We start from the raw sequence: 24,045 nt of genomic DNA, 5'->3' as shown, positions 1-24,045 counted from the left end.
TTGCGACAGTAGCCTTAACGGTGCAAGCGGCAACAGGCAGGATCTGACAGCAGCTTTGACCTAATACCCCACGGGGGTATACCGTTTGAGTACCGAAAACCGTCGTCACGGCCCCTCTTGGGGCTCAACGCAATGAAGGTCCCCCCGACGTCATAGGGCAATTGCGACCTCCTCCACCGTCATCGCCGCTCCCCGGCCGGTAACGGACGCGGAAGTTCTCGGCGGCGTAGTCCATGCCGGCTAGGAGGTTGCCCCTTCCTGAAGAACACGGCGCATCTAAGGGGCGCCGCGGAGTCTCGACAGCTTTCGTGATGAACGGAGAGTCATGAGTACCCCAAGTTCCCCCGAGCGGCACGATCACCACGGATATCGACCGATCGCTGAGAACCACCGCAACCAGCTCGTGACCGGCGGGATGGACGACCACAACACCCACGGCCAAGCCATGCCCTCCGGGCACACCGGCCAGGCTCATTCGGCAGTGGACGAAGAACACGCCGTCCACACCCACGGCCAGCACGCAGGGCACAGCACGGCCATGTTCAAAAACAAGTTCTGGCTGTCGCTGGCGCTCTCAATCCCGGTCGTGTTCTTCAGCCCCATGTTCGCCATGCTTTTGGGCTACGACCTACCCCGGTTCCCCGGAGTTGAGTGGATCCCACCGGTGCTCGGCACTGTCATCTTCTTCTACGGCGGCCTGCCGTTCCTGAAAGGCGGGCTGACCGAGCTGAAGACCCGCCAGCCCGGCATGATGCTGCTCATCGCAATGGCCATCACCGTCGCCCTTGCCGCCTCCTGGATCACCACGCTGGGCATCGGCGGGTTCGATCTGGACTTCTGGTGGGAACTGGCCCTGCTGATCGTGATCATGCTGCTGGGTCACTGGATGGAAATGAGGGCTCTCGGCTCGGCACAAGGCGCCCTCGATGCCCTCGCAGCACTTTTGCCGGACGAAGCGGACCGGGTGAACGACGACGGCAGCGTCACCACGGTACCCATCGGCACCCTGACTGCCGGGAACGTCGTCCTGGTGCGCTCGGGGGCCCGGGTTCCCGCGGACGGCCGGATCATCGATGGCGAAGCCGAGTTCGACGAATCCATGATCACCGGGGAGTCCAAGGCCGTCGCCCGCGGCGTCGGGGCGTCCGTCGTAGCTGGCACGGTCGCCACCGACAATGCCGTACGGGTAGAAATCACCGCCGTGGGTTCCGATACCGCACTGGCGGGCATCCAGCGGCTCGTCGCCGAGGCCCAGGCCTCGTCCTCCCGCGCCCAAGCCCTTGCAGACCGCGCGGCGGCCCTGCTCTTCTACTTCGCTCTCGGCGCCGGCATCATCACCTTCGTGGCGTGGCTGGTTTTGGGCAGCCCGGACGAGGCGGTGGTCCGTACGGTCACTGTCTTGGTGATCGCCTGCCCGCACGCTCTGGGGCTGGCCATCCCGCTGGTTATCGCAATCTCCACCGAACGCGCGGCCCGCTCGGGCGTGCTGATCAAGAACCGGATGGCGCTTGAACGGATGCGCACTATCGACGTCGTGCTGTTCGACAAGACCGGCACCCTGACCGAAGGCCAGCACGCCGTCACTGGCACGGCGGCGGTCGGGGGCGTCAGCGAGGCAGAACTGCTGGCCGCTGCGGCCGCCGTCGAATCCGACAGTGAGCACCCTGTGGCCCGCGCGATCGTCGCGGCGGCTGCCGCTGACCCTCAGGCCTCCGCAATGCGGCTGATCGGCCGGGACTTCAGTTCCATGACCGGCCGCGGCGTACGCGCCGTTGTGGCCGGCGCCGAAATAGCCGTAGGCGGACCCAACCTGCTGAGCGAACTTGGCCTGGCAGTGCCTCAGGAACTGGGCGTCCGGACTGACGTCTGGATGGAGAGGGGCGCGGGAGTACTGCACGTGGTCCGCGACGGACGCATCATTGGCGCCGTGGCGCTGGAAGACAAGGTCCGCAGCGAATCGAGGGCCGCCGTCGCCGCACTGCAAGAGCGCGGGGTGAAGGTCGCAATGATCACCGGCGACGCGCGCCAGGTGGCCGAGGCTGTCGGCCGGGATCTCGGTATCGACGAGGTCTTCGCCGAGGTGCTGCCGCAGGACAAGGACAAGAAGGTAACCGAACTGCAGGAGCGCGGCCTGAAAGTCGCGATGGTCGGGGACGGAGTCAACGACTCCCCCGCCCTGGCCCGCGCCGAAGTCGGCATTGCCATCGGCGCCGGCACGGACGTGGCGATGGAGTCGGCAGGCGTCGTGCTGGCCGGCAACGACCCGCGGGCCGTGCTGTCGATGATCGATCTGTCCCGCGCCAGTTACCGCAGGATGATCCAAAACCTGCTCTGGGCCACCGGCTACAACATCATCGCCGTCCCGCTCGCCGCCGGCGTGCTCGCCTTCGTTGGTGTGGCAATCTCCCCGGCGGTCGCCGCGGTCCTGATGTCTATTTCCACCATCGTGGTCGCACTCAACGCCCAATTCCTGCGCCGGATCGACCTGGACCCGGAACGGGTCCACATCGATGCCCGACCCGACGCGCCGGAGGCGGCCGCGGTCCCGAGTGGATTCGATTCCGCCGGACGGCAGTAGCTAGGCCGGATGCACATGTCAGGAACACGGCGTCAGGAACGGGGTCCCGGACCAGCCCCCGGGTCACCGCTTCCCCGCCCACTCGAACGATCGGCTACCGCCACCGCCGTCAGGCTACGTTCCGGGGCGGCCCTGACGTCCCGTCGGCGGTGACGCGCGCACGGGCTCCTGCGCCCAGCTGCTTCTAGTAACAGCGCGGGTTGCTCTGCCGGACAGGTCAGCGTGCGCGAACGGCGCAGGGATTTCCCAGCGGGCATGGCGGTTCCATACAGGCACCGTCCCTACCGTTGAGACACCCGAGTCATACAAGGGAAAGGGACCACTGTGTCCATCAAAAGCGCTCCAGTATCCACGCTGGGTCCCCGTGTTCCCGGTCCGCCGACGGCCGGTGCCGGCGGCCCGGTCTCCCGTCGTGTAGAGGGCGTGGACGTCGCCCGAGGTGTCGCCCTCATCGGAATCGTGGTCATCAACATCCTGCCGACGGAAGGCGCAGGCCAATTCGTTTGGACGTTGTTCGGGGGCCGGGCGGCCGCTCTCTTTGCGCTGATCGCAGGGATTTCCATCGCCCTGCAGTCCGGGGGCCGGCGGCCCCCGGTGGGACGGGCGATGACCGCGGACCGAGCCGCCTTGGCGCTACGCGGCCTGCTCATCCTTGGGATAGGCCTGTTGCTGGGCTCCACAGACACCCCACTGGATATCATCCTGCCGTACTACGGGATCCTCTTCGTGCTGGCCGTCCCGTTGCTGAGTTTGGGACGGCGGACCCTGCTCGCCCTGGCCGTCATCTTCGCGGTGCTCGGCCCGGTGGCCATGCAATTGGTCCGTGCCTGGTGGCCGGAGCGGCCACAGCTCGACGCCGAATACACCTTCGGCCTCGCCGCCGGCCATCCGGGAACCTTTCTCACCGACATGCTTCTGACGGGGGTCTATCCCGCCTTGCCCTGGCTCGCCTACATCTGCGTGGGGCTCGCCGTCGGCCGACTGGACCTGACGTCCCGGAAGGTCGGCGCCGTCCTCCTCGCCGCGGGCGTTGCGCTGGCCGCCGCGATGTGGGCCCTGTCGGCACTTTTGCTGGGTCCGGGCGGCGGCTACGAGCGGCTGGTCGCCGCGACACCGCTGCTAGACAGGGAGCAGATAAACCAGTTCCTGACCCTCGGTGAAGCCCCGGGCGCGGACGACCTTCCCGCCACCACTGGGTGGTGGCTGGCCATCCTCACCCCCCACACCTCCACACCTCTCGCCATCCTCAGCAGCCTCGGAACCTCGCTGGCCGTGCTCGGCGCCATACTGCTCCTCGTGCCGCACTTGGGCAGGATCACGGCTCCGCTGGCCGCGGCCGGCTCGATGACCCTGACGCTCTACTGCGCCCACGCAATCATCCTGGCCACGGAGATCCTGGACGCGGACCGTCCGATCATGTCCATCACCATCCAATGCATCACCTTCCTCCTCGCAGCCGTCCTCTGGCGCAACGCCGTCGGCAAAGGACCCCTTGAGTCCATCCTCGCCGCCGCCACTGGATGGCTCCGAACCCTGGTCCTCACCGGCCATCGCCCCGGCCACCATGCCGATGACAAAACAGCACCGCTTCCCGCCCGACGGAGTTGATCGCTCATTATGTGGCGGGCTAAAAGCGACTGCGCCCAAGATGGTGGCTAACGCCAGCCCGCATGGTCCGGCCATCCTGTGAGGTCCTTCATGCGGGGGTGCTGGCTACTACCGACGACGTACCGGTGAGGTTCCGACGACGGCGTTTATCTCCTCGGCGGCCCATACCCAGCTGGCCCGTACGGGTCTATCATGGTCGGCGTTCGACCCGAGGAAGGAAGGCTGCCATGGAATCACTGACAGTGCCGGATCTGGATGCCAGGACGCTGGAAGGACTCCGCATTCTCGCCGATGCGCACCATCGGACCCTTGAGGCGGAAGCCCGGGCCATCCTTGTCCAGGCTGTCCGGGGGCTGGGCGAAGCCGACGACCTCCTCGCGTCGATGGTCGGCGGCGATGAAACCGAACGCGGCCGGCACCGCCGGACCGGCCCGCAGTAATCACCGGCCGCGAGACCGCAGGCGCCCAGGCGCGGGGCCGGGCGCACCGCCGTCGTCGTCGGTTAAACAGCGCTGCCCCGCACCACAAGGTACGGGGCAGCGCAGACTGCGGAATCAGCCGCCGAAGAGCGGCGAGACGCTGTTCCACAACTGGTAAACACCGAGGACCACGAACAGCAGCGCACAGATGCCCAGTGCGATGTTCGTGTGCAGGCGGTTGGCCCACTCCTTCGGGATCCGCTTGCCATTGAGCAAGCCCAGCAGCGTCAGTGCCAGGAACGGCATGAACAGCGAACCCAAGGCGCCGTAGATCAGGATCAGTGCGATCGGCTTGCCCAACATGAACAGCAACATGGGAGGGAAGGTCAGCCAGAGCACGTAGAACTTGAAGTACTTGCCGCCCACGCGGGTGTCCGGGTGGCCGGACTCCTTCTTGCGCATGTTGCCCCAGAAATCGGCGAACATCAGGGACACGCCATTCCAGACGCCGATGATGGAGGAGAAGGACGCAGCCCAGAAACCGACCAGGAAGCCGGTGCCGACCACATCGCCGTACTCGACCTTCAGCACTTCATAGAGGTCCAGCAGGCCCTCGTCGCCGGCGCTCAGCGACACACCGGCGGTACGGACTACCTCGGCGCCGACAATCAGCATGGCGATCACGAAGATGCCGGTCATGACGTAGGCCACGGAGTTGTCAATCCGCATCACGCGCATCCACTTGGGCGTGTGCCAGCCCTTTTCGCGCAACCAGTAGCCATAGGCTGCCAGCGTGATGGTGCCGCCGATGCCACCGGCCAGCGCCAAGGTGTAGAAAATACCGCCGTCATCCTGCGGGATCATCGGCACCAGACCGCCGATCATCTCCGGAATGTTGGGCACGGCGATGATCGCCAACCCGACCACGGTCACGAACATCAGCCCGACGAACACCGCCGTGATCTTCTCGAAGGTTGCGTACTTGCCGAACCAGACCATGACGAAACCGGCCAGGCCCATCAGAATGGCCCACGCCCACAGCGGCAGCACCGGGAACACCGCGGCCAACGGCAGCGCTGCCGACGACATTGCGGTGGCGCCGTATACGAAGCCCCAGATCATGATGTAGGGGCCGAAGTACCAGGTGGTCCAGCGGCCCAGCGAGCGCCAGCCTTCAAAGATCGTCTTGCCGGTGGCCAGCGAGAACCGTCCGGCGCCTTCGACCAGAATGATCTTCAGGATGACGCCGACGATCACCGCCCAGAACAGGCCGTAGCCGTAACGGGAACCGGCCACCAAGGTGGCGACCATATCCGCGGCACCGACGCCCGTGGCCGCCACGACGAGGCCGGGACCGACGATCTTCCACTTGGCGGGAGCGCCGCCGTCGTTGTCCACCCGCGCAGCGGCATCCAGCGCGCCCGGGGCGTTGTTCTCAGTGGCCATGAGCCATGTATTCCTTACCTTAAACGGAGCTTGTCCGCAGAAAACGGGCGGCACGAGTGCCGCCCGTCACCGGACCCCGTTTAGTTTCTCACGCGTTCAGAACGCCCGGTCAGTAAATAACCGAAGGAGCCACACCGGGAACCGTTCGGCGCTTCGATGGCTCCGTTGGGCGGACATTGGCGGCGCGACTGTGGCCGTTTGCATACCGGATGTCCGGGCTAGGGCGGTCCGCCGCCGGACGTTTGCGGTGGTGCCGCCTTCTCTACCGTGGCTATGAGTCCCGGGCCGACTTCCACGGGTCGCACGCCTCAACCGACAGTCGGCGGTAGCCTTCGGCGTTGCCGGACACCACGGTTAGGCAATGCTTCACTGCCGTGGCGGCGATAAGCGACTCGACGGCTGGCACGTCCTGGATCGCCAGCGGCGCCCAGGCCTCGGCCACCTGCAGATCGACCGGCAGGATGTAGGCGGCGAACCGCTCGGTGAGCTCGGCCAGCCAGGTGTCGGCACGCCCGGCCAGTGCGCTGTCCTGCGTGCTGAGCGCGTGCAGCTCCCCCAGCGTCAGCGCTGAAATGTAGACGCGCGAGCGGCGGCGCCGCTGCAGGAAGTCCACGACGGCGGGGTCCGGATTCTCGCGCCTAAGCTCGGCTACCACATCGGTGTCCAGCAGCAACCCGCGTGCACGCCGCCCTGTGGAGGCCTCGCCGGGCGACGGTGCCGGGCTGGAGGACGGCGCCGGGACGGACGACGGTGCCGGGCTGGACGTTGGTGAAGGGCCGGTCCTGCTGGTCATCGGGCCGCGGCGACGGCGCGCTGCTGCCCCCGGTGCAGTGACGCTTCCAGCAGGAAGTCCACAAAGGCTTCCCTCGCTGCGGAGATCTGCTCGTAGTCGGCCAGGCTCAAGACCTGCAGTTGCGGAGATTCAAGGGTTTCCATCGCAGCCGGCGCCGGGCGCCGCGTCCTTTCGGGTGCTCTTGCCCGCACCGGTAGCCAAGGGCTGATGCAGGCCGCTTCGTCATCCGAACCACCCAACGAGCGTGGGGTTGGTATGTGGCCAAAGTCGGAGCTTGGCGGCCACAATTCTTGAAGCTGTTGCTACTGTAGCCAGTCCGCGTGCCAGATGTCAGAGACCGCGGTCACACCGCGTAACAGGGGACGTAACGTTCCACCCTCCCATCTGTGATGGCCCGCCCCGGCGCATCTTGGCGGCCACCCCGGCACCTCTTCGCGACCGTCCCGGCACAATCATCCGAAACTGTCCGCGTCGGCTGGTAGACCTTTGATTGCCGGCAGGCACCGGTCGGCGGCGGGATATCGTTGGGGGGACCCGCCGCCGGCCGGGTTGGCACCTTCCAACGTGAGCAAGGAGGCACCGTGTTTCTGCTCGACTCCGACGTCGACGGGGCCGACCCGGACCTGGTCTACACGGCCACCGACCTGGTCACCGCCGCCCAGTGCGAATACCAATTGCTGCGCAAGCTGGACGAGAAGCTGGGCCGCTCCCCGGTGCCGGATTTCGGCCGGGACGAGATGCTTGAGCGCACCGCGGCGCTGGGCGATCTGCACGAGCACCGGGTCCTGCAGCAGTTTCGCGACAAGTTCGGCTCCGGCGTGGTGGAAATCGCCGAGACGCGCAGTTACACCCGCGAAGACCTGCGGGCCAAGCATGCCGAATCCCTTGCGGCGCTGCGGTCGGGCGCGGACGTGGTGTTCCAGGCCTCCTTCTTTGACGGCAGCTTCCATGGGCGCTCCGATTTTTTGGTCAAAACCGAGCACGACGGCGGTGCGCCGGCTTACGCCGTCTATGACACCAAACTGGCCCGCCATGCCAAGGTCACCGCGCTGCTGCAGCTGGCGGCCTACGGCGACCAGCTCCTCCGGGCGGGCATCAGCACGGCTCCGATTGTCACGCTGGTGCTCGGCGACGGCCGGCACAGCGACCACAGCCTGACCGACCTGCTGCCGGTCTTCCGCGAACGCCGCGGCCGATTCTTGGACCTGGTCGCCGGACACCGCAGGCAGCCGGAAGCTGTCCGCTGGGGAGATGAACGGGTCAAGGCGTGCGGCCGCTGCGACTACTGTGCGGAACAGGTTGAGCTGCACCGCGATCTGCTGTTGGTGGCAAGCATGAGCACGTCCCGCCGCCGCACACTCCAGGCGGCCGGAATCCGCACCATCGATCAACTGGCGGCACTGGAATTGCCGGCGGGCGAAGCGCCCGACGGTGCGCTGGCCCGGTTGCGGGACCAGGCCCGCATGCAAACCGGCACCGCCGAGCCGGACGGGCAAGTCACCTTCCGCAAGGAGGGTGCCGAACACACCGTTGCCTACCGCGTGCTGGAACAGCACACCCTCGCGCGGCTGCCCGCCCCGGACCCGGGCGACATCTTCTTCGACTTCGAAGGCGACCCGCTCTGGCAGGACGACGACGGGATCTGGGGGCTGGAATACCTTTTCGGCGTGGTGGAAAACCCGCCGGCCGCTGGCGGCCCTGCACCGTTCAAACCCTTCTGGGCGCACAGCCGAGCGGGCGAACGCAAAGCACTGGCGGACTTCCTAAATTACGTGTCCGAACGGAGGCGCCGCCACCCCGGCCTGCACATCTACCACTACGCCAACTACGAAAAGGCTGCCCTGCGCCGACTATCGCTGCAGCATCTGGTCGGCGAAGAAACCGTGGACGAACTGCTGCGCGAGGGCATCCTGGTGGACCTGTACGACACGGTCCGGCACAGCCTGCGAATATCGGAAAACTCCTACAGCATCAAGAAACTGGAACCGCTCTACATGGGCGACAACCTGCGCTCCGGCGACGTCAAAGACGCGGGCGCGTCGGTAGTGGCTTACGCGCAGTACTGCACTGCCCGGGATACAGGCAATGACGCTGAAGCTGACACCATCCTCAAGAGCATTGCGGACTACAACGAGTACGACTGCCTGTCCACGCTGGAATTGCGTAACTGGCTGCTGCGGCTGGCCGCCGAACGCGGCGTTGCCACCGGAACGCCAGCGGCGCCCGCTCCGGCCATCCCGGCAGAAACAGGCACGGACAACGACGAACCGCTGCAGCCGCAAGAACAGCGGTTGCTGGACTATGTGGCGGCAGCAGCCGACCAGGCCGCTTCACGAAACCAGGAGCTGTCGCCGGACGAACAGGCGGTCGCCATGGTCGCGGCGGCCGTCGGCTACCACCGGCGGGAAGCGAAACAGTACTGGTGGGCACACTTTGACCGGTTGGATGCCCCGATCGGGGACTGGGCCGACACCCGAGATGTATTCACGGTCGAGTCGGGTCAGATCGAGGCCGATTGGCATAAGCCTGGTCCTCGCAAAAACCTCGTCCGGACCGTCCGATTGACCGGCCGCCTGGCTCCCGGCTCCACGATCAAGGAAGGCAGCCTGCTTTGCCGCCTGTACGACCGGCCCTATCCGGCGTTCCTCTGCAGCCAGAACGACGGCGTCAATCACCGCGCCTTCTGCTTCGGCGCCGAAGTGCTGGAACTGGGCGCCGACGGAGGCAAGGATACGCTGCTAGTCAAGGAGCGGTTGCAGCGCGACGCCGACGAGTATTCCGAGTTCCCGGTGGCCTTGACCCCGGACCAGCCGGTCCGCACCACTTCCATCCGCCAGGCGCTGGCCGACCTCGCCGCTGCAGTGGCGGATACGCTCCCCGGCTTCCCCGCCGAACCGGCGCTGGACCTGCTGCGCCGGCGTCCGCCGCGGCTGGCAACGCTGGCCCAACTCCCCGAAGTCCAGGACCACCCGGACGGCTATGTTGATGCGATCACCGCCGCGGTCCAGGATTTGCAGGACTCCTACCTGGCGGTCCAAGGGCCGCCTGGTACCGGCAAGACGTATGTCGGTTCGCACGCGGTAGCCCGGTTGATTGAGCAGGGCTGGAAAGTCGGCGTGGTTGGCCAGTCGCATGCCGTGGTGGACAACATGCTGCGGGCCGCCATCGAGAAGGCAGGTGTGCCGCCGGAACTGGTCGCCAAAAAACCGAACGGCAACCACGACCTTCCCTGGCCCCATCGGAGCACTGAGGATGTGACCCGGTTGCTCGGGTCGCCGGGAGGTGCGCTGATTGGCGGAACGGCGTGGACCATGACCGGCTCGGCGGTCCCGGCCAAATCGTTGGATCTGCTGGTCATTGACGAGGCCGGCCAGTTCTCGCTGGCGAATACACTGGCCGTTTCCCGGGCCGCCAAGCGGCTGCTGCTGTTGGGCGATCCGCAGCAACTGCCGCAGGTCACCCAGGGCACGCACCCGGAACCGGTGGATGAATCCGCCCTCGGTTGGCTCTCCGCCGGGCATGCCACCTTGCCGCCGGAGCTGGGCTATTTCCTTGCCCGGAGCTGGCGCATGCATCCGGAGCTCTGCCGAGCCGTCTCGGTCCTGGCCTACGACGGGCGGCTGGAATCGGCACCGGCCGCAGCAGAGCGCCAGCTGCAGGGAGCCCCGGCCGGAGTGGAATGCGTCTACGTGGACCATCACGGCAACGCCACATCGTCACCGGAAGAAGCGGTTGAAGTGCTCGCGCAGGTCCGCCGGCATCTGGGCCTGCTCTGGCGCGAGGATGGCGCAGCGCAGCCGCGGCTGCTGGCCGGCGCGGACATTCTGGTGGTGGCTCCCTACAACGCCCAGGTCCAGCTGATCCGTTCCGTGCTCGACGGCGACGGGCTGCCGGACGTCAGGGTCGGCACGGTAGACAAGTTCCAAGGCCAGGAAGCGCCCGTCGTGATCGTTTCCACCGCCGTATCCGCGGCGGCTGAGGCGCCGCGCGGAATGGAATTCGTGCTTAACCGGAACCGGAACAACGTGGCTGTCTCGCGCGGGCAGTGGCGGGCGGTCATCGTTCGTTCCCGTGCCCTCACGGACTACCTGCCGGCACGGCCCGCCGGCCTCGAAGAACTCGGCGCCTTCACCGGGCTCTGCGACTGCACGAAATGACCTCACCCGCCCGTGGACTGGAGGTGCAATGTCATCTCAGGGGGCAAACCGCCCGTCACGCGGCGGATGCAGGGCTACGTCAGTGGCGAAATCCGCTACGGTGCAGGCCTCGGTCATGTTTGAATGAGGATTGGCAGCCTGCAGGGCCAACCATCCGTTGTCCGTGTCGGCTGGAAGTGTGCACGTAGTAGTTTCCGCACAGTAATTCCGACGAGAGGAAGAACATGAGCAAGTACGAACTGCCCGAGCTCGACTATGATTACGCAGCCCTGGAGCCGCACATCTCGGCCCGGATCATGGAGCTGCACCACTCCAAGCACCACGCCACCTACGTGGCCGGCGCGAACACCGCACTGGAGCAGCTGGCCGAGGCCCGCTCCAAGGGCGAATTCGGCAACGTGCCGAAGCTGTCCAAGGACCTGGCCTTCCACCTCGGCGGGCACACCAACCACTCGATCTTCTGGAAGAACCTCTCCCCGGAAGGCGGCGACAAGCCCACCGGTGAGCTGGCCTCGGCCATCGATGAGTACTTCGGTTCCTTCGACGCGTTCCGCGGCCACTTCGACGCGGCAGCGCTGAGCCTGCAGGGCTCGGGCTGGGCTGTGCTGGCCTACGAACCCCTCGGCGGCAACCTGGTCATCGAGCAGCTTTACGACCAGCAGGGCAACATCCCGGTGGGCACCATCCCTCTGCTGATGCTGGACATGTGGGAGCACGCGTTCTACCTGGACTACGTCAACGTCAAGGCCGACTACGTCAAGGCGTTCTGGAACATCGTCAACTGGGCCGACGTCGCCGCCCGCTTCGATGCCGCCCGCTCCGGCGCATCCGCGCTGATCACCCCAGCCAGCTAACACTGGCCTGCCGTGCCACTGCACGGCGATGACTCAGCAGGCACCGCCGTTGGGCCGGGCACCCGGCCCGGCGGCGGTGCCTCGCCGCTTAACGGGTGCGGCGGTTTGCAGCCGGCACTGCGCTTTTTACGGCCGGCGCCCGCTCACGCCCAGAGGCTTCCTTTCTTCACCGCATATGTAGAAGATGGGCGGCATGATGTTTGAACATGACGACCCCATCCTTGAGCTCACCGACGAGCAATCTTGGAAGCTGCTGGAGAAGACCAAGCACGGCCGGCTTGTCCTCACCGCCGCCGGTGAAACCGACATCTTTCCGATCAACTATGTAGCCCGTGACGGCAGGTTGGTCCTGCGTACCGCGCCGGGCACTAAGTTGGCCGAGCTGACCATCAACGAACGAGTCCTGTTCGAGTCCGACGGCATCGGCAGCGGCGAAGCGTGGAGCGTGGTGGTTAAAGGCACCGCACGGGTGCTCCAAACCCAGGAGGAAATCGCGGCCGCCGAGGCGCTTCCGGTCGAGACGTGGATTCCCCCCCCCTCAAGGACTTCTACGTGGAAGTGAAGCCAACAAGCATCAGCGGACGGCACTTCAAGTTCGGCGAGCAGCCCGAACGCTTTTAGTGACCGAAAGGCCCGGTCCGGGGTCGCTACGCGGCGCTGCTGCGCCTACTGTAGCCAGCCCCTAACCGGGCCTTCGTCTAACTCAGAGGTGGTCACTCATTTAGTGGCCGACGCTGGCAAGGATCTCCTCGAAACTCTTGGCCTCGATACCGCCGCGGCCACGCTCGGTCACCGGAGCCCCCTGCACCAGGTCGACCAGTTCGGCAGCAGCTCGGTCGGAACGCTCGGACAGTCCACCGGTGCCGGCCTCGCCTGCGCCCCAGTCCTCCGGCGCCGCGAAAACCGTGGTCTGCACGGTGCGCGCTCGGAGGTAGCTGAAGAGCGGGCGGACAGCATAGTCCAGCGCCAGCGAGTGCCGCGCACTGCCGCCGGTGGCACCCATCAGCACCGGTTTGCCGGCGAGCGCGCGTGGCTCGACCACGTCAAAGAAGGACTTGAACAGGCCGCTGTAGGAAGCACTGAAGACCGGTGTCACCACGATCAGGGCGTCCGCCGCGATGGTCGCCTTGATCACCTCATCCAGCTTCGGCGCGGCGTAACCGGTCACCATATTGTTGGCGATATCAACCGCGTAATCGCGCAGCTCCACCGACTGGATCTCGGCTTTATCGCCCTGCAGTCGGAACTGGTCCACCGTGGACGCCGCCAGCTGGTCGGCCAACATGCGGCTAGAGGACGGTACGCCGAGTCCGGCTGAAATGACTACGATCTTGCGTTCTGACACTGCGGCTCTCCTTGGTTGTTCATGCAATTGCATCTACAGGGAAAACCTATGTCCGGTCCGGTTTATTCCAGCCCGACCGACGGTGGCCTACGTCTCACCGGCCCGCTGGGTGGAGCAAGCGGGCCTCAAGCAGCCGGGCGGTCACCGCGCTGGAGCCCTGTCGGGCCGCTGCATCGCGAACCGGCGGAACTGCCCGCCGTCGGGAACCGGCGAGGCTGCGCGCCTGTCAGAAACCGGCAGACTTGCCCGTCGAACCGGCGAGGCTGCGCGCCTGTAAGAAACCGGCGGACTTGCGCGCCCGTCACGAACCCGCGGCGCGGCCTGCGGCGCGGCCGCTGAAGAGGCAGCCGCCCAAAAAGGTGCCTTCCAGCGAGCGGTAGCCGTGCATGCCGCCTCCACCAAACCCCGCTGCCTCTCCGGCGGCGTACAGTCCGGGCACCGGCTGCCCCTGCGCTGTCAGCACGCGGGACAGCAGGTCCGTTTCCAGTCCGCCAAGGGTCTTGCGGGTCAGCACCGACAGCCGCACCGCGATCAGCGGCCCGGCATCAGGGTCCAGCAGCCGGTGCGGCTTGGCCGTGCGCACCAGCTTGTCCCCCAGATAGCGCCTCGCCGCCCGGACGGCCGTCACCTGCGCGTCCTTGCCGTAGGCATTGCCCACCTCGCGGTCCCGCGCCCGGATCTCGGCCTCCACCTCGGCCGGATCCAGCATCGGCCCATCCGGGTTTTCGCTGAACGCCGGCAATACAGGTTCTGCGGGCCTCGTCCCCTGCCCGTCCGGCGAACCTACGGCAGTGGCCACCCCATCCGGTTCACCGAGCGGATGGGTTTGCACCAGCTCGTTCATTTTGGCCACCAGCTCGGCCACGGTGTCCGCCTGCAGGAAGTCCACGCCATGGTCCAAGAAGGCCTGCACCGGGCCGGGCACGTCCGTCGTCGCCCGCTTGAGCACTTCGCGCACCGACTTGCCGGTCAGGTCCGGGTTCTGTTCCGAGCCGGAGAGCGCGAATTCCTTCTCGATGATCCGCTTGTTCAGGATGAACCAGCTGTAGTCGTGTCCGGTCGAGCGCAGGTGCTCCAGCGTGCCGAGCGTGTCGAATCCGGGGAACAACGGCGCCGGCAGCCGCTTCCCGGTGGCATCCAGCCAGAGCGAACTGGGACCGGGCAGGATACGGATGCCATGCCGCGCCCACACCGGATCCCAGTTCCGGATGCCCTCCACGTAGTGCCACATCCGGTCCGGATTGATCACCCGCCCGCCGGCCGCCTGCGCAATGCCCAGCATCCGTCCGTCCACGTATTCGGGAACCCCGGCGACCATGTGCCCCGGCGGGGTACCCAGGCGCTGCGGCCAGTTCCGCCGCACCGCATCCAGATCCGCGCCGATTCCGCCGGAGGTGACGACGACGGCGCCGGCCGGGTACTCGAAATCCCCCACCACGGTGCGTGAGGACGCACGGCCGCGCTCCGCCGTCGTCGGTTCCAAGATGCTGCCGCGCACTCCGGTGACTGCGCCGTCTTTCGTCAGCAACCCGTCCACCCGGTGCCGAAAGGCAAAGGTGACCAGTCCGGCGTCGGCCGCTTCCCGCACCCGGCGGGCGAACGGTTCCACGATGCCGGGACCGGTCCCCCACGTGATGTGGAAACGGGGCACCGAATTGCCCGGGCCGCTGGCTTCGTAGCCGCCACGTTCGGCCCAACCGACCACCGGGAAGATCCGGTGTCCGCGCTCGCGCAGCCACGCCCGCTTCTCGCCCGCGGCGAAGTTCACGTAGGCCTCCGCCCAGCGGCGCGGCCAATAGTCCTCCGGCCGGTCGAAGCCAGCGGTGCCCAGCCAGTCCTGCCAGGCCAGTTCCACAGAATCCCTGACGCCCAGCCTGCGCTGCTCCGGTGAATCCACCAGGAACAGGCCGCCGAAGCTCCACCAGGCCTGGCCGCCGAGATTCGCTTCCGATTCCTGCTCCACCAGCAGCACATGGCGCCCGGCCTCGGTCAGCTCAGCGGTAGCGACCAATCCGGAGAGCCCGGCCCCCACAACAATGACGTCCGCGCCCGCGATTCGGTCTGACGCTGCGTTCGCACTCATGGAGCCCACCCTTGCGGATCGCGTCTAGGCCCACAAGAGGGCCGTGCGGATTGGCCGCTGGAACGGCCGCAGGATCCGCTACTGGATTGGCCCTAGCCAGCCCGGCAGCAAGAGGGCTACGGTGGCTCCTACCTACCCCTTGGCTCCGGTCCGGATCAGAGAGGATGGGCAGCAACCACGCGGTTGCTGACAAGGAGATCGACAGTCGACGCGATCGATAGTTTCTAGCCGTCAATCCGACAGACATTCGTTTGGAGGACGCACCGAAGGGCTACGCGGATTACAACGCCGGTGCCGCCACCAGTACATGCTCAATCCACGATGACATCACAAAGGGACCGCCGCCGCGGGCTGCGACCAAGGAGCAAACATGGATACTGTCACTCTGGAAGATGCGCGTCGGGTCATTGCCGCTGCGGAGGCCAAGGCCGCGGAAATCGGCCAGCCAATGAACATTGCCGTGGCCGACGCCGGTGGGAACCTGGTCTCGCATGTGCGGATGGACGGGGCTTGGCTGGGCAGCATCGACATCTCGATCAACAAGGCCTTCACCTCCCGTGCCTTCGACATCCAAACCAAGGACCTGGGCGACAACTCACAGCCGGGAAACCAGTTCTACGGCATCCACGCCAGCAACCATGGCCGGATCATGATCTTCGCCGGCGGCGTTCCGCTCTCCCGCGACGGCCAGGTGGTGGGATCGATAGGCGTCAGCGGCGGCACCGGGGAGCAAGACCAGTCCGTGGCCGAGGCTGGAGCGGCCGCGTTGTAAGTCGCGCTGGTTCGTGCCTCCGGGGCGGCCGCAAGAATGAGCACACTCTCGCGACTTGTCCGCCGGGCCGGAACCGTGGGAATCACAGGGTGCCCGGGCTAGCTTAGGCGGATGACTCGCGAAGGGTCATCGGATGGGTTATGTCTGAACTGGGGATGATTTACTGGTCGCGGCGGATCACGCTGTGGGTTTTCGTGGCGGCCTTGGCTTGGCTGGCATATGCCTTCGTCTCGGTCCTGCTCGGTACCGGGTTGATGACCGGGGTCCGGCTGTTTCTCGCTGGCGGCGGTCCGGAGCCGTTGCTTCAGGAGCTTTGGCCCGTGCTGGGCTGGATCGGACCGCCCGTCGTGGTCTTGCTGGCCATCGGCGTTGCCGCACGCATCCGCCGATCCCGCGATCTGCGCCGCCGCGATCCGCTGCGCAAATTTACCAAGGAGCAACGCCGCGAAGGCTTGGCCCGTGCCGGCGGCCAATGCGAACTTGAGGTTGGCCGGGACCGCCGTTGTCCGAACCCGGCCACCACCGGCGACCACTTCTTCCCGTGGCAGAAAGGCGGAGCCACCGTGATGACCAATTTGGCGGCGGCCTGCAGGAACTGCGATCGAAGGAAAGGCACTTCGATACCCTCGCCGCAATCCCGGCAACGGCTTGAAGAACGGCGGGCCAGCTACTTCCCCACCGGAGTTCCGGTCCAGGCCGGCGAACGCAATGAGATCTCCGGCCGCACGCACACGGCGGCGTGGTTGATGGGCTGAGCGGCAAACGTGAGCGCTTCTGGTGACAGGAAACACGGATAACGAAGTTGTAACGCCGCGTGTCGCTCCAGTAAATTTGAGGATGTTCCTACTAAGAGGGTAGGTGCCAGGTCCGCCCGCCGAACCCTGCCGGCGGACCATAAGAAATCGAGCTTTATGTCGAAGGCAGGGGCGGAGGAACCATTTACGGTGCTTGGGGGCACCTTGGGGTGAAGTCCTCAGAGGCAGGCCAGCTTCCCGCAGCCTTGCCGGCAGGACCGAGTGAACTCTCGCTCGAATCCGACAGCTAACTTCGTAGGCGCACGAGAGGAATACCCTGTGAACACCCCTGTCCGCGGTCGTCGCCGTTCCGACACCCGTACGTCGCCCCTTGCCCAGATCTCCCGCCGTACCGGCGATCCCAGTGGCCGCCGCCGCGCTGAAACGTCCGACCCGGCTCGCTCAGTTGCCCGCAAAGCGGGTATTGCTGCCGCAACCGCCGGCATGCTTGCCGTGATTGCCATCCCGGTGGCCCATGCCGGTGACTCGGACGAACTGGTTCGCACCGATCGCGTTTCCAGCAACAGTACATTCAGCGTGACCGCGAAGGATGTCGACCTTCGGTTCCTCCGAGCCGACATTTCCAGCAAGGCCGCCGAAGAAGAGACCAAGACCGCCGCCGCATCCGCCGAGAAGAAGAAGGTCGACGACGCCGCTGCCAAGAAGGCTGCAGCGGACAAGAAGGCTGCCGCCGACAAGAAGGCAGCAGCGGATAAGAAGGCCAAGGCCCAAGCTGCCGCCAAGAAGAAGGCAGCCGCCATCGCTGCAGCGAAGAAGGTTGACGCGGCCAAGGCCAAGACCGCCGGCTTCGCGACGGGCAGCCTGGAGGCCCCCATTCCGAACATGAACCAGACGTCAGGCTTCGGCTACCGCATCAATCCGATCACCGGCGCGGCCGGCGAACTGCACACCGGCATTGACTACGCGATGGGCTGCGGCACCCCGGTGCACGCTTCCGACGGCGGCAAGGTGGTCGAGGCAGGCTGGCAGGTGGGCGGCGGCGGAAACCGCATTGTGGTCGAGCACAGTAGCGGCCTGCAGACCACCTACAACCACCTGCAGTCGATCGGCGTCTCGCTGGGCCAAAAGGTCGCCCAGGGCGAGCGCATCGGCGAGCTGGGCACCACCGGAAACTCGACCGGCTGCCACTTGCACTTCGAGGTTGTGAAGGACGGCCAGACCGTGGATCCGGCCGGCTGGCTCTAAGCCCACAGCAACGGCGGAGCTTCCGCCACCCCGACGGCGATGCCCACCTATGCGGTGGGCATCGCCGTCGCTCGTTAAACCGGCATTGTCAGAAGCGGAGCGACGGCCAGCAGCGCCTGACGGCTCAGGCGAAGGACTGCGACGCCTTGTCCAGGGCGGAAATTTCGTCGGCAGTCAGCTCCACGTCCGCCGCAGCCATCAGATCCGGCACCTGCTGCGGCGTCCGGGCGCTGGCCAGCGGCGCGGTGATACCTGGCTTGCTGAGCAGCCAGGCGAGCGCCGCCGTCGTCATGGAGATTCCGCGGGAGGAGGCGACCGTTTCCACGGCGTCCACCACCGCAAAGCCGTTCGCGGTGAGGTAATCCCCCACCATGCCGCCACGCGGGCTGGCGTCGGCGTCGTCGTTGCTGTGGTACTTGCCGGTCAGGAAGCCAGCGGCCAGGGAGTAGTAGGGGAAGACCGAGAGGTTGTGCTGCCTGGCCAGCGGCGCGTAGCCCTGCTCGTAGTTTTTGCGGGCCACCAGGTTGTAATGCGGCTGCAGTGCCACCGGCAGCGCGAAGCCGTTTTGCCGGGCGATGGTGATCCACTCGGCGATCCGCTCCGGGGACAGGTTGGACAACCCGATCTGGCGGACCTTGCCCTCCTTCACCAAGGCATCGAAGGCGGCGGCCGCTTCGATCAGCGGCGTGCTCTCGTCGTCGTAATGGGCGTAGTACAAGTCGATGTAGTCGGTGCCCAGCCGCTGCAGCGACGCGTCGGCGGCAGCGGCGACGTTCACCGCCGACAGGCCCTGAAGCTCCGGGTGCCCACCGACTTTGGTGGCGATGACCACCGATTCCCGGTTCTTCCGCTCGGCCATCCAGCGGCCAATGATGTGTTCGGACTCGCCGCCGGTGTTTCCCGGAACCCAGGCGGAGTAGCTATCAGCGGTGTCGATGAAATTGCCGCCTGCATCGGCGAAGGCATCCAGGACCTGCTGTGAGCCGGGCTCGTCCGAGGTCCAGCCGAAGGTGTTGCCGCCCAGCGCAAGCGGGAAAATCTTGAGGTCCGAGGTGCCGATCAAGCGCATCGAGGGTCCTTTCGAGGAAAGGCGGCGGATCTTCGTCCGCCGCATCAGCGTTTAAGGATAGTGCGGCGGCAGCCGTTCCGGTCGCGAATGAGAGCGCGGTCACGCGGAAAACTTCATGTTTCCCGGGATCGGCCACCCAGCCGAGCCGCACAGACACCGGCTGCTGGCCACCGGCTCCGTTGTCCCGGCAACCTAGACTTGGTCCATGGCCGATTCGCTGACTCCGCAGCAGCGCAGCGCCAACATGGCCAAAATTCGCGGCAAGAATACTCGGCCCGAACTGGTGGTCCGGCGGCTGCTGCACGCCAAGGGGTACCGCTACCGCCTGCATGGCCGCGCCGGGAACCAGAAGCTGCCGGGCAAGCCGGATCTGGTCTTCGCGGGGCGCCGCAAGGTTATCTTCGTCAACGGCTGCTTCTGGCACGCCCACGACTGCAAGGTCGGCCAGCATGCACCGAAGTCCAACGCCGAGTTCTGGGAAACCAAACGGTCCCGGACGGCCGCCCGGGACAAGGTACAGGAGGCGGCGCTGCAAGAGGCCGGCTGGCAGGTCCTCACCGTGTGGGAGTGCGAGTTCAAAAAGGCAGGGGATCTGGCAGCGCTGGAGGACCGGCTCATGAAGTTCTTGGACTAAGCGGCCCAAGAGTCCTGCGGGCCGCGGCACGATCAGTCCGGCGCGTTCACGGCGGCGCCGCCGAGGCCGCGCATCCAAGACGGCGCGTCCAACACCGTGCATCCAAGGCGGCGCTTCAAGGCGGCCCGGCACTGGGCCAGGTATATCCGCCGACGCGGGAGCGCCCCGCCTGCTGGCATTCACCAGAGGCGAGGCGCTCCGCCGTCGTTATTTCCCGCGGTTCCCGCCCTCGGCCGCATCTTGCTGTCCGCTGCTGGTGGACCGGGCGTCGTCCGTTACTACCGGGAACGAATCGGTCATCACCGGTTGGGCCCCACCGACCATGCCGGGTTCCACCGGGCTCTCGGTGGTCGGCTTGATGTCGATGGTGCGGCGCAGCGGTTGCTCCTTGATGAACAACACCGCGATGAGCGCCACTACCGCGATCAGGGCGGATAGCTGGAAGATCAGGGCCGTGCCGTCTCCGTAGGCTGACCGCATGATCTTTGCGGCCGCGGGAGGCAAGGAAGCGAAGTCCAGCGTAGCGCCCACGCCTTCGCCGGATACCGGGATGTTGGCTTCCTGCATACCGGCGGTGGCCAGGGCATTGACCCGCCCGGCCAGCGCGGCACCCAGCACGGAGACGCCGATGGCGCCGCCGAAGGAGCGGAAGAACGCGACGGAGGCGCTGGCCGCGCCGATGTCCTTGGCCCGCACGGTGTTCTGCACGCCGAGCACCAGGTTCTGCATCAGCATGCCCATGCCCAGTCCGAGCAGCAGCAGGAAGATGCCGGCCAGCCACAGCGATGTTTGATGATCCATCATGCCAGCCAGGCCGGTGCCGCTGATCACCAGAATGGCCCCGATAACCAGAAAGCGCTTCCAGCGGCCGTAACGGGTGATCAGTTGGCCGGAGAGTGTGGCCCCAATCAGGTTTCCGGCAACCATCGGCAGCATCAGCAGCCCGGCTTCGGTCGGCGTTGCACCGCGGGCCACCTGGAAGTACTGGCCCACAAAGGTGGCCGAGCCGAACATCGCTACACCCACCGAGATAGAAGCGATGATGGACAGCGCGGTGGTGCGCTCGGTGATGATCTTCAGCGGGATGATCGGCTGTTCCGCCTTGGACTCGACCCACACCAGCAACACCAGAAGCACGACGCCGATGCCCACCATCAGCGCGCTGGTTCCGGAAAGCCACTCATAGTGGCCGGGCTGGCCGGCGAAGGAAACCCAGATCAGCAGGATGGACACGCCGGCGGTCAGCAGCACAGAACCGAGCCAGTCGATCTTGACCTGCCGGCGTTCGTGGCCCATCTTGAGGGTCTTCTGCAGCATGAACAGCGCAATCACGGCCAGCGGGACGCAGACGAAGAAGGTCCAGCGCCAGCCCAGCGGGCTGTCCACAATGAAGCCGCCCAGCAACGGGCCGCCAGCGGTGGCCACGGCCATGACGGCGCCCATATAGCCGGCGTAGCGTCCGCGTTCACGCGGCGGGATGACGGTGCCGATGATGGCCTGGACGAGCGCGGTCAGGCCACCCATCGCGGTGCCCTGGACCACACGCGCGGCCAGCAACGTGGTCATGTCCGGGGCGAACCCGGCCAGCACGGAACCGGCTACGAAGATGACGATGGACAGCTGGACCAGCAGCTTCTTGTTGTAGAGGTCGGCGAACTTGCCCCAGATCGGCGTGGTGGCAGCGTTGGCCAGCAGCGCCGCAGTAACCACCCAGGCGAAGTCGGTCTGGGTGCCGTGCAGGTCGGCGATGATGGTGGGTAGGGCGTTGCCCACGATCGTGCTGGACAGCATCGCGGTGAACAGGGCAGCCAGCAAACCAGTAAGGACTTGCAAGATCTGCTTGTGGCTCATCAGATCACCCTCTGCGGGCGTCTGCTTGGCGGCAGCCGGTCCGGCTACCGCGGCCGTGTCTTCCGGCGTGCGCTCCTTGAGCAACACGTCTGCGGTGCGGTTCGGTTCAGTGGATTTGTTCAAAGAGTCAGACTCCTGCCGGTTCGTAGCGGTGGGTTCCCGGCTTCATTGACAGGATCGAGGTGTGGAGGGTTTCGGCCAAGCGGCCGACGGCGGTGATCGCGGCTTGAGCTTCGGCCTCGGACCAATCGCCGAGCATGCCCTGCATCAGCGCGGCCCGGCGGATCGCCTCGGCCCGCATGCTGGCTTCGCCCGCCTCGGACAGCGAGATCAGCGACGCCCTGCCGTCGTCGGGGTGCGGTCTCCGGCGTACGAAACCGGAGGCCTCAAGGTCCGCAACGTGTCGGCTGAGGGCCGCCGGACCGATGCCCAGCTTGGCTGCCAACTCCGTGGCCCGCAGCTCCTCTGCTTCGCCGATGATTCGCATCACGCCTTGCAGCGCGAAGCCAGGACCGGACGGATCCGCCATGTGGTGGGTGGCCGCGCGCAAGGACCGCTGCAGGGAAAAGACGCTCGCCACCAATTCCTGGGCGGTTTTAGTTTCGACAGCCACGGCACACCTCATTCTTATACTTGCCTGAAGCAACTATAAACTTCCGTTAGTTGTCTTGGCAAACTAAATGTATGCGATCTGGCCCACTCCTGCGGCCCATCGAAGAGTCAGCAGGCGGCCTTCTCAGGGCTGAGAAGGCCGCCTGCTGATGCGTCGATTGTGAGCGCTGAGGTCAGCTGCCCAGATGTGTCGGGGCGAACATCTTGAGCAGGGTCTCCACCACGACGACGTTCGGCCCCTCCGCGGCGAAGCTCTCCTCGAGCGCGGTGCGGATGTCCTCTGGCGCTACCCGCCGGGCCGGCACGCCAAAGGACTCAGCCAGGGCGACGAAGTCGGGGCGGGCCAACTCGGTGGCGGTGGCTTTGCCGAAGGCGCCTTCCATGTATTCGCGCAGAATGCCGTAGCCGCCGTCGTCTACGATCAGCCAAGTCACCGGCAGATTGTGCTGTCGCACGGTGGCCAGCTCGCTGATCGAGTACATGGCCGAACCGTCGCCGGAGACCGCCAGCACCCGGGCGGGCTTTCCCTGGCTGGCCAGGCCCACGCTGCCGCCGATGGCGCCGGGGAAACCGAAACCGAGGCCGCCGGCACCCTGGGCGGAATGGAACTGGCCCTCGCGCGAGTCCCAGCAACTCCAGGCCCAGTAGGCGGAGATGGTCATGTCCCAGAAGGTCTGCATGCTGTCCGGGACGGCCTCGCGGATGTCCGCCATGAAGGTCCGTTCCTTGGCCAGGTCCTGGCTATCCAGCCTGGCCTGGACCTTGGCCAGCGTGTCCTTCACCAGCTGTTCGGGGGTCTGCCCGTGCCAGTCCGGCCGGTTCCGCAGCTCCCCGGAGAGGGCGTCGTCGAGCGCGTGCAACGCCTGGCCGGCGTCGGCGCGGATGCCCAGCGCCGGGCCGTTGGACTCGAGCACCCGCGGCTCGGCGTCGATCTGGATGATCCGGCCGCGCGGCTCCATGGTGAAGTAGTTGCTGGTCACTTCGCCCAGCGAGGACCCCACGACCACGAGGACGTCGGCGTCTTCCAGGACGTCGGTGACGTAGCGGTCCTCCACCCAGGACTGCAGCGACAGTTCATGGTTCCAGGGGAACGCACCGTTGCCGCCCGGCGAGCAGACCACCGGGGCGTGCAGTTTTTCCGCGATGGAAAGCAACCATGCTTCGGCCTTGCCCCGGCGGGCGCCGCCGCCGGCGATGATGGCCGGCCGCTTGGCTTCGGCGAGCCAACGCACCGCTTCCTTAACCAACTCGGTCCGCGGCGGATTATCGAACGCTTCGGCTAGCGCATCCTCAACCGGCGGCACCACGATCGGATCCAGTAGCACATTCTGCGGCACTTCCACCCAGACCGGCCCCTGCGGCGAGGAGATGGCCTCGGTCCAGGCATCCTGAATGGCCGAAGGAATGCCGGAGGCGTGCTGGATCAGCCGCTGGCTCTTGGTGACATTTGCGGCCGACGCCTTTTGATCGTCGAGCTGGTGCAGCATGCCCTTGCGGCGGGCACCGAGACCTTCCAGCGGGATCTGGCTGGCGATGACCACCATCGGCACGCCCGTGGCATAGGCTTCCTGCAGCCCGGCCAGCGAGGTCAGCGCTCCCGGGCCGGTGGAGAGGAACAGCACGCCAACTTCTCCGGTCGCGCGGGAGAATCCATCGGCGGCGAAAGCTGAGTTGTTCTCCACCCGGGAGGAGACGAAATGCAGCGAAGACCGGGACAACGCGTCAAACAAGCCCAAGGCGTGCTGCCCCGGAATGCCGAACACCGTCGTCGCGCCCAAAGCGCTGAGTGTTTCGACGACGAGGTCCCCGCCGTTGCGCACGGCC

General features: G+C 66.3%; 18 protein-coding genes, 1 pseudogene and 2 riboswitches. Of the genes and pseudogenes, 10 read left to right on the top strand and 9 right to left on the bottom strand.

Translation table 11 applies throughout. The features are described 5' to 3' along the window. Positions 1-325 precede the first annotated feature (325 nt). The 3 genes from AC5RWX_RS10250 to AC5RWX_RS10240 all read left to right on the top strand — a co-directional run bounded on the left by AC5RWX_RS10250 (position 326) and on the right by AC5RWX_RS10240 (position 4,626). Entirely contained in the window at positions 326-2,578 is a 2,253-nt protein-coding gene (locus AC5RWX_RS10250) for a heavy metal translocating P-type ATPase (protein ID WP_494097369.1), read from the top strand. A 324-nt stretch (positions 2,579-2,902) separates the two neighbouring features. After that, the gene (locus AC5RWX_RS10245) at positions 2,903-4,186 is read left to right on the top strand and encodes a heparan-alpha-glucosaminide N-acetyltransferase domain-containing protein (RefSeq protein WP_494097368.1); all 1,284 of its coding nucleotides are present in this window, start codon (positions 2,903-2,905) and stop codon (positions 4,184-4,186) included. 227 nt (positions 4,187-4,413) lie between these two features. Next, the gene (locus AC5RWX_RS10240; RefSeq protein WP_493942053.1) at positions 4,414-4,626 is read left to right on the top strand and encodes a FitA-like ribbon-helix-helix domain-containing protein; all 213 of its coding nucleotides are present in this window, start codon (positions 4,414-4,416) and stop codon (positions 4,624-4,626) included. Between the two features lie 114 nt (positions 4,627-4,740). On the opposite strand, the gene AC5RWX_RS10235 is transcribed toward AC5RWX_RS10240, so the two are convergent. The 3 genes from AC5RWX_RS10235 to AC5RWX_RS10225 all read right to left on the bottom strand — a co-directional run bounded on the left by AC5RWX_RS10235 (position 4,741) and on the right by AC5RWX_RS10225 (position 6,987). Beyond that, entirely contained in the window at positions 4,741-6,051 is a 1,311-nt protein-coding gene (locus AC5RWX_RS10235; protein WP_493944825.1) for an Nramp family divalent metal transporter, read from the bottom strand. A gap of 271 nt (positions 6,052-6,322) precedes the next feature. Next, a complete protein-coding gene (locus AC5RWX_RS10230) occupies positions 6,323-6,844 on the bottom strand; it encodes a PIN domain-containing protein (RefSeq protein WP_494097367.1) in 522 nt (173 codons plus the stop codon). Further along, entirely contained in the window at positions 6,841-6,987 is a 147-nt protein-coding gene (locus AC5RWX_RS10225) for a hypothetical protein (protein ID WP_494097366.1), read from the bottom strand. The genes AC5RWX_RS10230 and AC5RWX_RS10225 overlap by 4 nt, the downstream gene beginning before the upstream one ends. Before the next feature lie 29 nt (positions 6,988-7,016). After that, a riboswitch (SAM riboswitch) is annotated at positions 7,017-7,140 on the bottom strand. A 285-nt stretch (positions 7,141-7,425) separates the two neighbouring features. Between AC5RWX_RS10225 and AC5RWX_RS10220 the strand changes: the two genes are divergently transcribed. The 3 genes and pseudogenes from AC5RWX_RS10220 (at position 7,426) to AC5RWX_RS10210 (ending at position 12,476) form a co-directional block, all read left to right on the top strand. Then, positions 7,426-11,001, top strand: a complete 3,576-nt coding sequence (locus tag AC5RWX_RS10220; protein ID WP_494097365.1) for a TM0106 family RecB-like putative nuclease — start codon at positions 7,426-7,428, stop codon at positions 10,999-11,001. A 224-nt stretch (positions 11,002-11,225) separates the two neighbouring features. Continuing rightward, positions 11,226-11,855, top strand: a complete 630-nt coding sequence (locus AC5RWX_RS10215; protein ID WP_493944828.1) for a superoxide dismutase — start codon at positions 11,226-11,228, stop codon at positions 11,853-11,855. 193 nt (positions 11,856-12,048) lie between these two features. After that, positions 12,049-12,476 (top strand): annotated as a pseudogene (locus AC5RWX_RS10210) (pyridoxamine 5'-phosphate oxidase family protein). 100 nt (positions 12,477-12,576) lie between these two features. Here AC5RWX_RS10210 and AC5RWX_RS10205 read toward each other — a convergent pair. Next, entirely contained in the window at positions 12,577-13,200 is a 624-nt protein-coding gene (locus AC5RWX_RS10205; protein ID WP_494097364.1) for an FMN reductase, read from the bottom strand. Between the two features lie 301 nt (positions 13,201-13,501). Beyond that, a complete protein-coding gene (locus tag AC5RWX_RS10200; RefSeq protein ID WP_494097363.1) occupies positions 13,502-15,283 on the bottom strand; it encodes an FAD-binding dehydrogenase in 1,782 nt (593 codons plus the stop codon). Positions 15,284-15,653: 370 nt separating this feature from the next. Between AC5RWX_RS10200 and AC5RWX_RS10195 the strand changes: the two genes are divergently transcribed. The 3 genes from AC5RWX_RS10195 (at position 15,654) to AC5RWX_RS10185 (ending at position 18,055) form a co-directional block, all read left to right on the top strand. Beyond that, positions 15,654-16,055, top strand: coding sequence for a GlcG/HbpS family heme-binding protein (locus AC5RWX_RS10195; RefSeq protein WP_493942334.1), 402 nt, complete (start codon positions 15,654-15,656; stop codon positions 16,053-16,055). 140 nt (positions 16,056-16,195) lie between these two features. After that, positions 16,196-16,810 carry an HNH endonuclease gene (locus AC5RWX_RS10190; protein ID WP_494063161.1) on the top strand — a complete coding sequence of 205 codons (615 nt, stop codon included), beginning with the start codon at positions 16,196-16,198 and terminating at the stop codon, positions 16,808-16,810. A 140-nt stretch (positions 16,811-16,950) separates the two neighbouring features. Continuing rightward, positions 16,951-17,124: riboswitch (cyclic di-AMP (ydaO/yuaA leader) on the top strand. A 4-nt stretch (positions 17,125-17,128) separates the two neighbouring features. Continuing rightward, the gene (locus AC5RWX_RS10185; RefSeq protein ID WP_494097362.1) at positions 17,129-18,055 is read left to right on the top strand and encodes a M23 family metallopeptidase; all 927 of its coding nucleotides are present in this window, start codon (positions 17,129-17,131) and stop codon (positions 18,053-18,055) included. Positions 18,056-18,179: 124 nt separating this feature from the next. Here the strand turns inward: AC5RWX_RS10185 and AC5RWX_RS10180 are convergent, their stop codons facing one another. Further along, complete coding sequence (locus AC5RWX_RS10180; protein ID WP_494097361.1) at positions 18,180-19,124, bottom strand: aldo/keto reductase; 945 nt, start codon at positions 19,122-19,124, stop codon at positions 18,180-18,182. Between the two features lie 205 nt (positions 19,125-19,329). On the opposite strand from AC5RWX_RS10180, the gene AC5RWX_RS10175 reads away from it, so the two are divergent. Further along, entirely contained in the window at positions 19,330-19,758 is a 429-nt protein-coding gene (locus tag AC5RWX_RS10175; protein ID WP_494097360.1) for a very short patch repair endonuclease, read from the top strand. Positions 19,759-19,965: 207 nt separating this feature from the next. Here the strand turns inward: AC5RWX_RS10175 and AC5RWX_RS10170 are convergent, their stop codons facing one another. From AC5RWX_RS10170 to AC5RWX_RS10160, 3 genes are all read right to left on the bottom strand, one after another. Further along, positions 19,966-21,732 carry an MFS transporter gene (locus AC5RWX_RS10170; RefSeq protein WP_494097359.1) on the bottom strand — a complete coding sequence of 589 codons (1,767 nt, stop codon included), beginning with the start codon at positions 21,730-21,732 and terminating at the stop codon, positions 19,966-19,968. Positions 21,733-21,736: 4 nt separating this feature from the next. After that, entirely contained in the window at positions 21,737-22,222 is a 486-nt protein-coding gene (locus tag AC5RWX_RS10165) for a MarR family winged helix-turn-helix transcriptional regulator (protein WP_493944835.1), read from the bottom strand. Positions 22,223-22,394: 172 nt separating this feature from the next. Continuing rightward, positions 22,395-24,041, bottom strand: coding sequence for a thiamine pyrophosphate-binding protein (locus tag AC5RWX_RS10160; protein WP_493944924.1), 1,647 nt, complete (start codon positions 24,039-24,041; stop codon positions 22,395-22,397). Positions 24,042-24,045: the final 4 nt, after the last annotated feature.

The organism is Arthrobacter sp. SPT-J7 (genome assembly GCF_059089965.1).
This window is presented reverse-complemented; position numbering and strand designations above follow the sequence as displayed.